The sequence below is a fragment of the Chitinophaga sp. genome, from assembly GCF_017745275.1.
Classification (GTDB): Bacteria; Bacteroidota; Bacteroidia; order Chitinophagales; family Chitinophagaceae; genus Chitinophaga.
This window is the reverse complement of sequence record NZ_JAGHZS010000012.1, coordinates 26,485-40,818: the sequence shown is the minus strand read 5'-3', so window position 1 is coordinate 40,818 and position 14,334 is coordinate 26,485. Positions and strand designations below refer to the sequence as shown.

At 44.3% G+C, this 14,334-nt stretch carries 15 protein-coding genes; 4 read left to right on the top strand and 11 right to left on the bottom strand.

Translation table 11 applies throughout. The features are described from left to right. Positions 1–105 precede the first annotated feature (105 nt). Positions 106–1,425 (bottom strand): M20/M25/M40 family metallo-hydrolase, encoded by a 1,320-nt coding sequence (locus tag J7623_RS29990; RefSeq protein ID WP_291928488.1) that lies wholly within the window; start codon positions 1,423–1,425, stop codon positions 106–108. A gap of 270 nt (positions 1,426–1,695) precedes the next feature. Here J7623_RS29990 and ruvB point away from each other — a divergent pair, with 270 nt between their 5' ends. Beyond that, entirely contained in the window at positions 1,696–2,724 is a 1,029-nt protein-coding gene (ruvB, locus tag J7623_RS29985) for a Holliday junction branch migration DNA helicase RuvB (protein WP_291928485.1), read from the top strand. Between the two features lie 107 nt (positions 2,725–2,831). Here the strand turns inward: ruvB and J7623_RS29980 are convergent, their stop codons facing one another. The 3 genes from J7623_RS29980 to J7623_RS29970 all read right to left on the bottom strand — a co-directional run bounded on the left by J7623_RS29980 (position 2,832) and on the right by J7623_RS29970 (position 5,469). Beyond that, positions 2,832–3,536, bottom strand: a complete 705-nt coding sequence (locus J7623_RS29980; RefSeq protein ID WP_291928483.1) for a response regulator transcription factor — start codon at positions 3,534–3,536, stop codon at positions 2,832–2,834. Between the two features lie 124 nt (positions 3,537–3,660). Continuing rightward, a complete protein-coding gene (locus J7623_RS29975) occupies positions 3,661–4,452 on the bottom strand; it encodes a DUF3108 domain-containing protein (protein ID WP_291928480.1) in 792 nt (263 codons plus the stop codon). 9 nt (positions 4,453–4,461) lie between these two features. Beyond that, positions 4,462–5,469: a lysylphosphatidylglycerol synthase domain-containing protein gene (locus J7623_RS29970; protein WP_291928477.1), complete on the bottom strand. Its 1,008-nt coding sequence runs from the start codon at positions 5,467–5,469 to the stop codon at positions 4,462–4,464. A 13-nt stretch (positions 5,470–5,482) separates the two neighbouring features. Here J7623_RS29970 and ruvC point away from each other — a divergent pair, with 13 nt between their 5' ends. Then, positions 5,483–6,043 carry a crossover junction endodeoxyribonuclease RuvC gene (gene ruvC / locus J7623_RS29965; RefSeq protein ID WP_291928474.1) on the top strand — a complete coding sequence of 187 codons (561 nt, stop codon included), beginning with the start codon at positions 5,483–5,485 and terminating at the stop codon, positions 6,041–6,043. Between the two features lie 183 nt (positions 6,044–6,226). Next, positions 6,227–6,925, top strand: a complete 699-nt coding sequence (locus J7623_RS29960; protein WP_291928471.1) for a response regulator transcription factor — start codon at positions 6,227–6,229, stop codon at positions 6,923–6,925. Between the two features lie 5 nt (positions 6,926–6,930). Here the strand turns inward: J7623_RS29960 and J7623_RS29955 are convergent, their stop codons facing one another. From J7623_RS29955 to rsmA, 4 genes are all read right to left on the bottom strand, one after another. Then, positions 6,931–7,320, bottom strand: a complete 390-nt coding sequence (locus J7623_RS29955) for an HIT family protein (protein WP_291928468.1) — start codon at positions 7,318–7,320, stop codon at positions 6,931–6,933. Between the two features lie 90 nt (positions 7,321–7,410). Beyond that, positions 7,411–7,884, bottom strand: a complete 474-nt coding sequence (gene greA / locus J7623_RS29950) for a transcription elongation factor GreA (RefSeq protein WP_291928465.1) — start codon at positions 7,882–7,884, stop codon at positions 7,411–7,413. Positions 7,885–8,069: 185 nt separating this feature from the next. Further along, a complete protein-coding gene (locus J7623_RS29945) occupies positions 8,070–8,999 on the bottom strand; it encodes an NAD(P)-dependent oxidoreductase (protein ID WP_291928462.1) in 930 nt (309 codons plus the stop codon). After that, positions 8,996–9,751, bottom strand: a complete 756-nt coding sequence (gene rsmA / locus J7623_RS29940; RefSeq protein ID WP_291928459.1) for a 16S rRNA (adenine(1518)-N(6)/adenine(1519)-N(6))-dimethyltransferase RsmA — start codon at positions 9,749–9,751, stop codon at positions 8,996–8,998. Before rsmA ends, J7623_RS29945 begins: the two co-directional genes overlap by 4 nt. Before the next feature lie 143 nt (positions 9,752–9,894). Here rsmA and pdxA point away from each other — a divergent pair, with 143 nt between their 5' ends. Further along, a complete protein-coding gene (gene pdxA / locus J7623_RS29935) occupies positions 9,895–10,956 on the top strand; it encodes a 4-hydroxythreonine-4-phosphate dehydrogenase PdxA (protein WP_291928456.1) in 1,062 nt (353 codons plus the stop codon). Positions 10,957–11,068: 112 nt separating this feature from the next. Here the strand turns inward: pdxA and J7623_RS29930 are convergent, their stop codons facing one another. The 3 genes from J7623_RS29930 to J7623_RS29920 all read right to left on the bottom strand — a co-directional run bounded on the left by J7623_RS29930 (position 11,069) and on the right by J7623_RS29920 (position 14,296). Continuing rightward, positions 11,069–11,371 carry a transcriptional regulator gene (locus J7623_RS29930; protein WP_291928454.1) on the bottom strand — a complete coding sequence of 101 codons (303 nt, stop codon included), beginning with the start codon at positions 11,369–11,371 and terminating at the stop codon, positions 11,069–11,071. A gap of 106 nt (positions 11,372–11,477) precedes the next feature. Further along, complete coding sequence (locus J7623_RS29925; RefSeq protein ID WP_291928452.1) at positions 11,478–12,128, bottom strand: hypothetical protein; 651 nt, start codon at positions 12,126–12,128, stop codon at positions 11,478–11,480. A gap of 11 nt (positions 12,129–12,139) precedes the next feature. Continuing rightward, positions 12,140–14,296, bottom strand: coding sequence for a TonB-dependent receptor (locus J7623_RS29920; RefSeq protein ID WP_291928449.1), 2,157 nt, complete (start codon positions 14,294–14,296; stop codon positions 12,140–12,142). Positions 14,297–14,334: the final 38 nt, after the last annotated feature.

Sequence of the window (14,334 nt, the reverse complement as noted above, 5' to 3'; positions counted from 1 at the left end):
ACAAAGAATTTGCGAAAACAAATAAGTTCATTGTTAATTAAAAAAGAAAGATCCGACGGAACAACGTTCCATCGGATCAATATATTATATCAGCCCCTCATTATTTTACTTCACAGACGCCTTTTCAATTCGTGTAGGCGTGTCCGTTCCATTCACAATAGTACCGGCACTGATAGCTATAGCATTAATGATATCAGTAATATTTCCTACATCCAGTGTAGACAGCTCGTCATCAACTGTGTGATAGTATTGGTCTTTATCGATTTGTGTAGTGGAAATAGTATGTGCCGGCACACCTTGTCTGGCGAGGGTGGCATTATCAGAACGGTAGAATAAATTTTGTTCAGGATAAGGATCCGGATAAAAACTAAACGTAGAGCCGTGGAGGTTACGTTGAAGGATTTGTCCGAAATCAGAACGCTCGAAGCCGGTAATGAAGGCACTGTTCCTGCCAAATTTGGATTCCTTCCCAATCATTTCAATATTAAACATAGCCACTACTTTGTCCGGATCCTGTTTTTCAGAGAAGTAACGGGAGCCGTGTCCGCCAGACTCTTCAGCAGTGAAAGCCACGAAAATAACAGAACGTACCGGTGGATGTTTCTTAAAATGTTTCGCCAACATAATAACTGCCGTAGTACCGGACGCATCATCATCTGCGCCGTTGGCAATGCTATCGCCGGCTACAGCAGGTAAAGTACCCAGGTGATCATAGTGGCCGGAGAACACCACATATTCGTCGGGTTTACCACTGCCTTTAATCATGCCGGCTACATTGGCAAAGTGTTGTATATGAATAGCCCTCCGGAGATGTATACGCCAGGTAGCATCGGCCGCTACCGGTTCTTTTTCGAAGACCATGATCATATGCTTTCCTTCGGATGCCTTATCGGCAGCTGTTTCCAGTGCTTCCCTGGTATCATAGCTCCGTTCAGAAAAAGAGGCGGATAAGTCGCTCAGGTAGCCAGCCATGGATGGATCCAGCCATATCAGCGTATTCTTTTCTAACTTTTCCGGATGACGCAGGATCTGCATCAGCGCTGCCGGATCTTTTGCATGCAGCTCATTATAGCTGCCATCTTTTTCCCAGTCAAAATCACGGCCAGCGCCTACGGGAATAACGGGCCAGTCTTTTTCCTGCCCATTAACGGTAAGGGCTACACTGGATTGTTCCATGCGGTATTTTCCAAATTCCTGGAAAAAATTCTTTTCGCCGGGCAAGGGTTGCAGACCCGCTTTACTAAATTCGCTGCTGATAAAATTTGCAGCTTTTTCTATCCCGGGAGTGCCAGGTAAGCGGCCACCCATATCATCTGCGGCCAATGTGCCGATAATGCGGGCTACTTCTTTTTCTTTAATATCCTGCGCATAACCGGTAATAGCTATCGTACCGGCAGCGAAACATAATAACAGTGATTTCCTCATAAAGCAGTTAATCCTTTTTCTTATTTTTTTATTGGTTGTTGATGGTGGCTATTTCTCTGGTTGAACATACCTTAGGCATAGCTGCATTGTTTGTGCAGATTGCAAGTCTAACGTTTTCCCATCAGGTGAAGCTAACACTTTGGTAGGATAACCATACACTTTATATGATTTTTCTATCTTATGATGAAAGATGTTGCAATAGCGAATGATATAAACAGGAACCTTGCCTCCTCCCTTTGAATATTTGCGTATTTTTGATGCTATATCATTATGTCCAATCAGCCTTTAAGACCAGACGATACCAGACTCAGTGCCGCAGACAAAGAGTTTGAGAATAGTATTCGTCCCAAAGAGATCATGGATTTTTCAGGTCAGGATCAAATTATCGAGAACCTGAAGATATTCATTAAAGCGGCGAAGATGCGTGGCGAAGCCCTCGACCACGTGTTGTTTCACGGTCCTCCGGGACTGGGAAAAACCACCCTGTCGCGTATTGTGGCCAACGAACTGGGGGTAAACATCCGCGAAACTTCGGGGCCGGTGATCGAAAAGCCCGGCGACCTGGCCGGTTTGCTCACCAACCTGGAAGATAAAGACGTGCTGTTTATTGACGAAATACACCGGCTCAGCACCGTGGTGGAAGAATACCTGTATTCTGCCATGGAGGATTACCGTATTGATATCATGATTGATACGGGTCCCAGCGCGCGTTCCATACAAATCAGCCTGCTGCCTTTTACCCTGATAGGCGCTACCACCCGCTCCGGGTTGCTCACAGCGCCGTTGTTGTCGCGCTTCGGGATTAAGTCCAGACTGGAATACTATAATGCCAATACTTTACAAAAAATTCTGTGGCGTGCTGCCGGCCTGCTTAATACCAAAATCACGTCTGATGCCGCTCATGAAATAGCCCGGCGCTCGCGGGGAACCCCTCGTATTGCCAACGGACTGCTACGGCGGGTGCGTGACTTCGCCCAGGTAATTGGTACTGGTGTGATTGATATGGAAATAGCCCAGCTCAGCTTAAAAGCCCTGAATGTAGATGAATACGGCCTGGATGAAATGGATAACCGCATCCTGAATGTAATCATCGAAAACTTCAAAGGAGGCCCGGTGGGTATTACCACTATTGCTACTGCTGTAGGGGAAGAAGCGGGTACCCTGGAGGAAGTATATGAACCATTCCTGATCCAGGAAGGCTTTATTAAACGTACCCCACGGGGAAGAGAAGTAACAGAGAAAGCATACGTCCATCTTGGGAAAACCTCGTTTAGAGGCGGGAGTAATTTGCTTTTTTAAGCATAAAGCAGAAAGGCTAAAGCATAAAGCTATTAAAGCGAATGATCAGAGCGTATATTTCGCTTAGACCATTCGCTTTAATAGCTTTATGCTTTAGCCTTTCTGCTTTATGCTTCCTTCACCACCAAACGGAATCCGTTACCGTGGATATTTACAATTTCAATATTTGGATCGTCTTTCAGGTATTTACGCAATTTAGCGATGTATACATCCATACTACGACCATTGAAGTAGGTATCGCTACCCCATATTTTTTTCAATGCCAGTTCTCTTGGTAGCAGGTCATTCTTATGTTCGCATAACATATGCAGTAATTCGTTCTCTTTAGGGGAGAGCGTATGTGTTTCATTGTTATGCGCCAGTGTACGCAGGCGGGAGTTAAAGGAGTAAGAGCCAATTACAAACTCATGTACTTCTTCTTCTTTGCTATTCAGTTCCTGGTTACGTTTCAGGATGGCTTTGATTTTCAGCAGCAGTAATTCACTGTCGAAGGGTTTGGAGATATAATCATCTGCACCCAGTTTATATCCCTGGATGATATCTTCCTTCATGGTTTTGGCGGAGAGGAAGAAAAGCGGGATATCAGGATCTACATCCCTGATTTCTTCTGCCAGCTTAAATCCGTCCATATTGGGCATCATAATGTCCAGCAGACAGATGTCAAATTTTTCGCGGCGGAAGGCTGCCAGAGCCAGGATACCATCGCGGCACAATTCCACATCGTAGTCATTCAGCTCCAGGTAGTTTTTCAGTACCATACCCAGATTGGTATCATCCTCAGCCAGTAATATTTTCGGTTTACGTTCTTCCATAATCATAAAGGATTGATTATAACAAATATAAAGTTTTTCTGCGGCACGAAAGGTCGGTAAAATTTAGGGGCCACCGGTCAAATGAATTGTTAAAACTATTACTATGATAAGCCCGGAATACGGGTTATTTCTTACTCAGCAGTGATGTAAAGGGATAACGGAGGTTACTGTAATTGACCATATCTACCACAATATTACCTACAGAGATGGGGCTTTCTATACGTAAAGGCACTTTATTCGCATCATCGCTCACCCATACGGTCATTTTTTCCCCGCCTTCGAAGATGGTTCCTTTGATCAGGAGTGGTTTGAATTTGATAGCACGGAACTTTCCAAACTTGGTATTGATCTCTTCTTTGCCCATGTACCGGATATAGATATTATATACCTGGTCGTCCAGGAACATGGCAAAAGGTATTTTATCGCCGGCCACGTATTTATCGAAATTGATGTTACGGGCGTAATAGATGGCGCTGATAACGTCCTGTACACAAGGAGGTACGGTAAAGGTACCGTTGGTACTGATGGCCTGATGGGCGGCCTGGTTAAACACCACGTTATTAAAGATTTTGTAACCGCCTTCATTTACGTTACGGATAAACTTCAGGGGTTGCATGGTGGCAGTGTCGATATAGCTTTCGTATTTATCCCGCACTTTAAAGATCCAGTCGTATGCCCGGTAGGTTTTACCATCTCCTACTACGTGGTATACATCGCGGTTGGCGAAGCGTTCGAGGCCTACATTAAAAGTAGCTTCCCCGGCGCCTACATACATTTTACCAAGGTTATAGAATACTTTCAGGGTGATGCTTTCGCCGGCATTAAAGCTGGTGTTACGAATGGAGCAGAAATCAGTTTGCGCTTCAACACGTTGAATACAGGAGAGCCATAAGATAAATAGTAGCAGATACTTCATTGGTGGAAGCTATTTTTCCTTAAAAATTTTTACTCCTAACAACAATACACTCCCCAAAACGGCGGGCACTACCAGGTTAATCAGCCATATCCCTACTGTGGCAGCAATAATGGCCATGGTATTGGAGCTCAACAAACCAAGGAAAAAGATACTCACTTTTCCACGTACCCCCAATTCTGCGATGGCGATGGTAGGAACGCCAGCCATTACCAGGTAAATTACGCTGTTCAATAGGAAAGCCTGCCACCACATAAACTCCATGCCAAGTGCGTCCAACAAAATCAAATACTGTGCCGAGAAGACTATATACCGGAAGGCTGAAAGCAGCAACAGGTAACACAATTCGCCGGATGAGTATTGCACTATAATTTGAACAAACGCCTTTGCTTTTTTCAAAAAAGGCACCTTTTCAAATACAGACAGAATAATTTGTAACCGAAAATATAACAATATCGTCAGGCCACAAATAAGTATACCGGCAATCAGGATTATTTTCTGCCAGGCGGAAGGGTTCAGGAAAGCGCCTTCCTTTGCCAGCGCGAAGTTGTTGATATAGTATAGTAAACCAATTAACCCAAAGATAATAGTCACTATCAACTGGCTAAAGCTTCCAACAATAGTGGCTGCAATGGCTTTCAGCTTATTCTCATTTTGAAGATAAAGGATGCGTCCACCGTACTCGCCTACACGATTTGGGGTATTAATAGATAAAGACACTCCCGAAAGAATGGCGCTGAAGGCTCTTGGAAAAGACACAGATTCCAGTGGTGCCACTAACTTCTGCCATTTGCGGGCTTCCAGCCCCCAGTTAAAAAGCATGAGCACCACTACCAGGAAAATCCCTACCCAGCCTTTTTCCTGCAGTGTTTCCCACATGTGCTGAAGAGAAACCTGGAGGTTATCCCGGTGCTTTAACTGTGAATAGATAGAATAAGCCAACCAGGTAAAAAGCCCTGCCCCTAATAAGTAATTGAGAATTATTTTGGTACTTTTGTTCAGATAGTCAAATTTTGGCAAAAATAAACTGTGGTTGGCAAACAAGTCAAAAATAATTCTCGGCATTGACCCCGGTACCCTCGTAATGGGCTATGGGCTTATACTTATAGAAGGGAAAAAAGCCCGTCTCCTGGAGATGGATGTCCTGAAGCTATCCAAATTTAAAGACCACTATGAACGACTACAACTGATTCACACAAGGGTACAGGAACTTATACAGGAGCACAAACCCAGCAGTTTTGCGATTGAAGCACCTTTTTTTGGAAAGAATGTACAAAGTATGCTCAAACTCGGGCGTGCCCAGGGAGTGGCCATTGCAGCCGCCATTCAGGGAGGCCTGGCAGTAACAGAATATTCTCCCAAAAAAGTAAAGCAATCCGTTACTGGTAATGGTAACGCAGATAAAGAGCAAGTGTGGCTGATGCTGCAGCGTATTCTCAGCATCCCGGAACGTCCTGATTACCTTGATGCTACAGATGCGCTGGCTGTAGCGGTGTGCCATTTTTACCAGGAAGCTAATCCGCTTGCAGGCATCAGCAAAGCGAAAGGTTGGGATCAATTCCTGCAGCAACACCCCGAAAGGATTACCCGGTAAAAACAAACAGGCGAAAGGTTATTTCATAAATCCGTAAATTGTAGTTACTTTGGTTGAAATTCAGCAACCCAATTAAAGCTACCGGCAAGAGACCGGATCATAGCTTAACTATGAAAAGTGACCATCATTGTTATTGACAGGTTATATAACAAGCTTTTTTATATTAATCAGCATCAGGCAGATATGAAAGCAAGAATCCTATTGGTGGAAGATGATCAAAATATTGGTGCGGTTACGAAAAAACGATTGGAAGAAGCGGGTTATGATGTAGTGCACAGTATAGACGGCCAGGCGGCATGGGAGCAGTTTCAGCTACGCTCTTTTGATATTTGCTTACTGGATGTGATGATGCCCAAAAAAGACGGACTACAACTGGCGCAGCAAATCCGCGAACTAAACGACCACGTTCCTATATTATTCCTCACTTCCAAAAATGAAAAAGAAGACAGAATAGCAGGTCTCCAAACAGGAGCGGATGATTATATCAGCAAACCTTTCAGTATGCAGGAGTTAATACTCCGTATTGAAGTGTTCCTGAAACGCACCATGGGCCGCGGTAAAGACAAGTCCAACCAGTTTGCTATCGGACTGCTCACCTTTGATTATGATGATCTTCGGCTCTTTACTACCAATGGAGATGTGTCTATTTCGGTAACACAGAAAGAAGCAGACCTGTTGAAATACTTCTGTAATAATCCCAATAAAACACTTAAAAGAGAAGACATTCTTTCCAATGTATGGGGAAAAGACGACTACTTCCTCGGACGTAGTATGGATGTTTTCATTACCAAACTACGGAAACATTTCAAATCAGATCCACAAATTAAACTGGAAACAGTACACGGGGTGGGCTTCCGGTTTAATGTTCCCCCTCCCCGGTAATACGCTTATAAAGCAGCTACAATTTGTGACTGTATCTCCTTAAATTCTTCTGCAGACAGCTTCAGCTTACTACGGGAAAAATTCAGGTCGTCAGCCGAGTTAATCGGGATGAGATGCATATGTGCATGTGGAACTTCCAGCCCTACCACACTCACGCCTACACGATTACAGGGAACGACTTTCTCTATGGCATGTGCAATAGGCTTGGCAAACAATAGCCACTCCTTCATCAGATCGTCCGAAACATCAAAAAACTTATCTGTTTCCACTTTGGGAATTACCAGGGTATGCCCTTTTACCAACGGGAAAATATCCAGGAAGGCATAAAAATGTTCATTCTCCGCTATCTTATAACTCGGAATTTCACCTTTGATGATTTTCGTGAAGATGGTCATAGTCGTTATTTCTTATTACCAAAGTAAAAATAAAAAGGGTTGCAAATGAATGCAACCCCTGCAAATATCATTAAAAAGTAGCAGTACCGGTTAAGCAGTAATACTATCAATCTTAAATTTAATCTGTCCATTTGGCGCCTGTACTTCGGCCACATCTCCTACATGCTTTCCTAGTAAGCCTTTTCCAATAGGTGAAGTAACAGAAATTTTGCCCGCTTTAAGATCGGCCTCTGTTTCAGAAACTATCTGGTAAGTAACTGTCTTTTTATTAGCTACATTGGTAATAGTTACTTTACACAGAATAGATACTTTAGAAGTATCTATCGCATCTGCACTCACAATACGTGAGGTAGCTATCGCACTTTCAAGTGTGGCAATCTTAGCTTCATGCAAACCCTGTGCTTCCTTGGCGGCATCATATTCGGCATTTTCCTTCAAGTCTCCCTTTTCCCTGGCCTCTGAAATAGCACGCGCAATTTCAGCCCGACCCTTGGTTTTAAGTTGGGTCAGTTCATTCATCATCTGATCCAGGGTTTCCTTCGTTATATAATTTATGCCAGACATAACCTGTTGTGTTTTTTGTGGTTATAAGAAAAAAAAATCAACGCCTCCATTTGCACAGAAGCGTTGTTTACTGGTATTATCGCAAATATAATGAATTTCCTATAAAGAAAAAAGGGCCTTATTTCTGAGATAAATAAATTGAAAATCAATTATTTACCTCAGAAACCACCACCTGCTTGACAGGTTTATAAAATGTTTAATTTCTCTAATACAATGCGGGCCATTTTAATACTCGCCTGGTGGGAATAACCAGCAATATGCGGGGTTACCACCACATTAGGCGCCTTCAACAGCCACGCTAATTGCGCTTTTTCAACTTCGGTATATGTATCCGGTTTTTCGTTTTCCAATACATCCAGGCAAGCCCCTGCTATCACACCGTTTTCCAGCGCCGCTATCAGGTCTGGTGTATTCACCAGCTTCCCCCTGGCAGTATTCATGAACCACACCGGGCGAGCAAAGGCGGCAAAGAAGGCCGCATTAGCCAGGTGTTTTGTTTCTGCTGTTAAGGGCAGATGTACACTTACTACATCCGCCTGCCGGAAGATATCCTCCATAGTAGCTTCTTTCACGGCAGCAGTACCAAACCCGGTTTTATACTTATCGTATGCCAGGATATTCACATCAAACCCCTGCAATTTATGCGCAAAGGTGCTACCGGTATTACCATAACCAATAATCCCTACGGTTTTTCCATTCAACTCATAGCCCCGGTTGCCATCCCGCTCCCAGATGCCATTCCTTAGCTCCAGGTTACTTTTCAGCACATTGTTCAACAGGCAAAGCAGCATGCCAACGGCCTGCTCCCCTACTGCATCCCGGTTACCTTCAGGACTGCTCACACAGTGAATCCCTTTGCTTTCTGCATAAGGTACATCTATCAGCTCCATGCCTGAGCCTAAACGTCCAATCCACTGCAGGGAGGTAGCGTGATCCAGGATATATTTATCTACCCGGATACGGGTAGTCACAATCAGTCCCACACAATCATGAATGGTGCTGTATACTTCATCATACGTAATGCCCGGCTGGTAAATAACATCAAATCCTTTGCTTTCCAGCTGGTCTATCAAATACGGGTGTGTTTTTGCGGTAACTAATACTTTCCTGCTCATATCATCTTATGGGATAATGCTGCAAAATCGGCCACACTCAACTCTTCCGCTCTTTTTGTAAAGATGGGATCCTGTGCTAACAGTTCCTTATCAAACATGGTCTTCAGCGGATTACGCAATTGCTTGCGTCGTTGTCCGAAGGCTGTTTTCACCAATACAAAAAATTTGCGTTCAGAGGCAATATCAGCCGGTTGTTCCAGCCTGGTAAGGCGGATTACGGCAGATTTCACTTTAGGGGGCGGATTGAAGCAATTTTCGTGTACTTCAAATAAATATTCGATTTTATAATATGCTTGTAACAACACGCTCAGGATACCATATTCCTTATTGCCATGCGGGGCAGCAATACGCTGGGCTACTTCCTTCTGGAACATGCCTACCACCACATCCACCTGGCTGCGCCAATCGAGCACTTTGAACATGATCTGGGTAGAAATATTGTAAGGGAAGTTGCCGATCAGGCGGAAGGGACCTTCAAAAGGTAAGGCGGCATCCAGGATGCTTTCATTGATCAGCTTACCCCTGATATCGGGATAAGTTTTTTCCAGGAACTGTACCTTTTCAGTATCCAGCTCGATGGCCTTAAATTGAATACCTGGCAACTGCAACAGGTATTTTGTGATGGCACCCCCACCAGGGCCCACTTCCAGCACTTGCTGGCCTTCGGTTACAGGTAACGACTCCACAATTTTCCTGGAAATATTTTCATCCGTCAGGAAATGCTGGCCGAGAGATTTTTTTAATGTATACATGGAGGATGCAAAGATAAGCTTTTAGCACTTAGCTGTTAGCTTTTAGCAAATGCGACGTTAATCTTCCCGGTATTTGCCAAAAGCTAACCACTAAATGCTAAAAGCTAAATGCTTATATTTGCCCCTCATTGAGGCAACACAGCATGAGTACCACCCAGACCAACAAACCGGTAATAGGTATCACCATTGGCGATATCAACAGCATTGGCGCAGAAATTATCATCAAAACGTTTATGGACACACGTATGATGGAGTTTTGTACGCCGGTGATTTTTGCGTCCAACAAAACCATCAACTTTTACCGGAAGCTGATGAATGAAAACAACTTCAATTACCAGAGTATCAAGGACTTTACCCGCCTGAATCATAAGCAGGTAAATGTGTATAACTGCTGGGAAGAGGAAGTACAGATCACGCCGGGTGTGCTGAATGAAACCGGGGGTAAATACGCTGCCCGGGCACTGGAAGTAGCCATCAAATGTATGCAGGACGGCTATATCAGCGGATTGGTAACTGCTCCCATTCATAAAAATAATATCCAGAGCGCTAACTTTAACTATACCGGTCATACCCCTTACCTGCGGGATGCCTTCCAGGCTAAGGATGTACTTATGTTCATGACCGCCGACAACATGCGTGTAGGCCTGCTCACCGAACATGTTCCTTTAGCAGATGTAGCCAAATACGTGACCAAGGAAAATATCCTGGGCAAGCTGCAACTCATGAAAGACAGCCTGGTAAAAGATTTCGGTATAGATCAACCCCGTATCGCAGTACTGGGCCTCAACCCACATGCAGGCGACGACGGCCTGATAGGACGCGAAGAAATAGAACAGATTATTCCAGCTATCCGTCACGCCAAAGGCAATGGTATACTGTGTTTCGGACCTTATAGTGCCGACGCATTTTTTGCCCGTGAAATGTTTAAACAATTTGATGGCGTATTGGCCATGTACCACGACCAGGGCCTCATTCCTTTCAAATCACTGGCTAGCGGCAATGGTATCAACTATACCGCAGGTCTCGGCATTGTACGCACCTCTCCGGATCATGGTACCGCCTTCGATATTGCCGGCAAAAATGTAGCAGACCCTGATTCCTTCAGACAAGCCATCTTTACCTGCCTGGAAATACTCGAACAACGCATACGCTACGCAGAAAATACCCGGAACCCACTGAAGAAAACTGAATTGGCATCCGAATAAGCATAAAGCGGAAAGCATAAAGCAAAAAGCTATTGAAGCGACTGACAAACGTGAGTATTATAACAACCTACTCGCGTTTGTCAGTCGCTTCAATAGCTTTTTGCTTTATGCTTTATGCTTTACGCTTTCCTGCATTCAAATACCCCTGGATAGAATTAACATAATTCTCAAAGGCCTTCCTGCCGGCAGCAGTTATTTTACAAATTGTTTGGGGATAATTGTCCTTAAATTGCTTTACTACAGTGATATAGGCCACATCACGCAACTTGTTAATCTGCACACTTAAATTACCTGCGGTGGCATTCGTCTTTTCTTTCAGCAAAGTAAACTCTGCTTCCTCCTCGCTGAGTAATATCGACATGATAGCCAGCCGCAATTGTGAATGTAGTACGGGATCCAGATCTTTAAAGTCCATGAGCATGTTTTTCTGAGATACCTGGTCAGGCATTTAACTATTTTGTTCCAATGGTTTCCGTGTAATGAGAACAAAATAGTTAAATACCTGGATAATAGATTTCAAATTATTTCTGGCTGGCTTCCAGCAGCTTGCGGGTATACCCCTCTCCCCAATGTGGAGCAATGTTACTTTCCGGCTTGAAGGCGGCAAACTTTTCCAACGCCAGCTCGAAGGTAGTTTTGGCTTTCGACTTACTACCACCAAATTGTTCTGGTGTAAATAATAAGGATTGTCCCTGTAACATGTATACACGGGGATTTTCAGGATTCAGTGCCTTGGCTGCTTCCAGCTGAGCGGCTGCTTCCATACCATATTTCATTCCCCTTGTCATAGGATCTACGGTGAGTCTGGCTGTAGCTACCAGTGAACGAACGCAGGCAATTTCTGAATTCTTGGGACTTAGCGCATCTGCCTTATCCAGGTTAGCTTCTGCTTTGTCTGCCAGCGCATCTGTCTGACTTTTATCTTTCTGGGTAAGGGCTTGCATTACCTGCATATAAGCAGCGTAGTAATAGGGTAACCATTGTACTTTTTCGGCATCCGCAATGCGTTCGAAGGTATTGCTTTTCTGTTGCAGCCCTTCAGGAGTAAATGTGCCGGCACTATCCAGATCAGCGGTTTGTTTCACCATCGCATCCTGGTACTGTGCGCTTTGGGCCATGGTAGCGGAAGTACAAGTACCCGCAATTAAAAAAGCTAAAAAGAAACGTTTCATATTTATTGTGATTAGAGGTTATTAATAACATCCTGTCTTCTGTCTATACCGAAATTCATAAACATACCCAGGAAAATAAACCGGGGTACATTCGGTGTAATTTCATCCCGGCGCAGGCCATCAGAAGAATAGTGGTAACCAAACACCTGCTTGTTACCCGGTGCATTACTAACTGACAAAACAAAGATGGTAAAAGCTTTGCGGATAGAGGTCAGGTAACTGGCGCTTACCCCCAATGCATTGTACGTCATCGTTTTTTCCGACATAAACTTGTCAGCAGGCAAAGTAGGGTCGTAATACGGGCGACCGGTAGCAAATGTATACGTTAATCCAAGGTTAGTGGTGATCTTCGGAAAGTAGTGCTTATATACAAGGCTTGCGGTATGTGTGGCGGCGAAGTCCGGCTGTACGCGGAACGGATAGTTCAGGTAATCCCGCTTGGTATCAAGGTAAGAATAAGAGATCCAGTAATCCACGTTTTTAAAGGTTTTACGATCACGCCAGAATACCTCTATACCTTGTGCATAGCCGCTACCATTGTTGTTATAGCCGGGCACTGTTTTCACCAGGTCGCTGTATTTCTTATAAAACACTTCCGTACGGAAAGTATAATCAGTGGCTACCCGTTGATAGCTGGCAATATAGTGGGTGGCTTTCATATAGCCGAGGTGGTGATCAAAGCGAACATACTGTGGTTCCGGTTTCTGGTAATAATCACCATAGGCGACAGAAAACTGGCTGTAGTTATTCATCTTGTAAGCCAGCGACACTCGGGGAGCTAAATTCATTTTTCCCAATACAGAAGTATACTCTGCACGGCCACCTACACGTCCTACAAAGCTGGGAGTAAAATAGATATCTCCTTCCGCAAAAGCAGCGGTGTAGTTGTCCACGTAATTAGCGTTGTTACTGTTAAACGCCGACTTTTCGATAGCATACTGATACTCCCCACCAAAGCGAATCACCGAGAATTGTCCCAGGTTCTTATGCAGCATCACTTTTGTCTGACTTAGATCCGACTGCCCCCGGATCAGCGTCGGCATTGGATTTTTGCGTAAAGTGTCTGCATCTATATTATCGAGGTTAGAGCTGAAAGAGGCGCCCAGGTAGAGGTGCCAGTCGTGCCCGATATTCTCCCGGTAAGTGAGGTTCGTGTAAAAGTTATGGTTATGCAACTTAAAAGATTCTGTATATCCCGGGTATTCCAGGCTATTTTTATCGAATCCCATCTTTGTCCAGTTACCATATCCATAAAACTTCAGCATCCCTGTCCTGGATGTTTTATGGCGAAAGTTAACGGATGTGCCTATAATTTCCGGACCGAGGTTGGGCGTTTGTTTGGGTTTAAAAATATTGAAATAAGGAGACAGGTTCGTGTAGTCAGCTTCCACACCGTAAGAGGTCTTTTTATCTTTCGACAGGTTATCTAAACCAGCGCTGGCACCAATAACAGATACACCTACAGAGGAAGAAGAACGCTCCGGCAAATCAACAGATTCCAGGATCAGGGCAGAAGACAATCCCTGCCCATATTGTGCAGAATAACCACCGCTGCTGAAGGTAGTTCCTTTAAAGAGAAAAGGAGAAAAACGGCCACGGCCAGGGATATCGGGTAAGCTGGTAGAAAAAGGATTCCTTACCAGCATACCATCTATGAGGGTTTGAGTTTCATACCCTGTTCCTCCGCGTACAAACAGCCCTTCCCGGTCGTTGGTTTGTTGTGCACCAGGCAAAGTTTTGATGGCGTTCACAATATCAGCACCGGCACCTGCCGTTGTTACAATGTCGAGCGGTTTCAATACTGTCCCTTTTTTATCATCGCTGGCTTCAAAGCTACCGGCAGATATAGTGACTACGCGTAGCGCATTCACCGCATTTTTAAGTACTATATTCAGTTGCTGATCTGTGTCTGTATTTATTTGTAACTCCAGCATCTGATAGCCTGTGAGGGTAGCGGACAACAGGTGATCTCCGGTGGCAGTGGTAGTAAAAGAAAAGGATCCATCGGCAGTAGTAGTAGCCCCATCATAGGAACCCTTTATGGCGATGTTTACGCCAGCTAACGGATGTTTCTTGTTATCCGTCACTTTACCGCTGACCTTATGCTGGGCGAAGGATAACAATGGCGCCAGTACGAATAAATATAGATAAAGGTTGAATTTCGACATGTTTAGGGATTAATTTTCACATCAAATGTAAACTAGTT

Coding starts and splice junctions, on each gene's coding strand:
- J7623_RS29990 (WP_291928488.1), bottom strand. CDS start 1,425: ATGAGGAAATCACTGTTATTATGTTTCGCTGCCGGTACGATAGCTATT.
- ruvB (WP_291928485.1), top strand. CDS start 1,696: ATGTCCAATCAGCCTTTAAGACCAGACGATACCAGACTCAGTGCCGCA.
- J7623_RS29980 (WP_291928483.1), bottom strand. CDS start 3,536: ATGGAAGAACGTAAACCGAAAATATTACTGGCTGAGGATGATACCAAT.
- J7623_RS29975 (WP_291928480.1), bottom strand. CDS start 4,452: ATGAAGTATCTGCTACTATTTATCTTATGGCTCTCCTGTATTCAACGT.
- J7623_RS29960 (WP_291928471.1), top strand. CDS start 6,227: ATGAAAGCAAGAATCCTATTGGTGGAAGATGATCAAAATATTGGTGCG.
- J7623_RS29955 (WP_291928468.1), bottom strand. CDS start 7,320: ATGACCATCTTCACGAAAATCATCAAAGGTGAAATTCCGAGTTATAAG.
- greA (WP_291928465.1), bottom strand. CDS start 7,884: ATGTCTGGCATAAATTATATAACGAAGGAAACCCTGGATCAGATGATG.
- J7623_RS29945 (WP_291928462.1), bottom strand. CDS start 8,999: ATGAGCAGGAAAGTATTAGTTACCGCAAAAACACACCCGTATTTGATA.
- rsmA (WP_291928459.1), bottom strand. CDS start 9,751: ATGTATACATTAAAAAAATCTCTCGGCCAGCATTTCCTGACGGATGAA.
- pdxA (WP_291928456.1), top strand. CDS start 9,895: ATGAGTACCACCCAGACCAACAAACCGGTAATAGGTATCACCATTGGC.
- J7623_RS29930 (WP_291928454.1), bottom strand. CDS start 11,371: ATGGACTTTAAAGATCTGGATCCCGTACTACATTCACAATTGCGGCTG.
- J7623_RS29925 (WP_291928452.1), bottom strand. CDS start 12,128: ATGAAACGTTTCTTTTTAGCTTTTTTAATTGCGGGTACTTGTACTTCC.
- J7623_RS29920 (WP_291928449.1), bottom strand. CDS start 14,296: ATGTCGAAATTCAACCTTTATCTATATTTATTCGTACTGGCGCCATTG.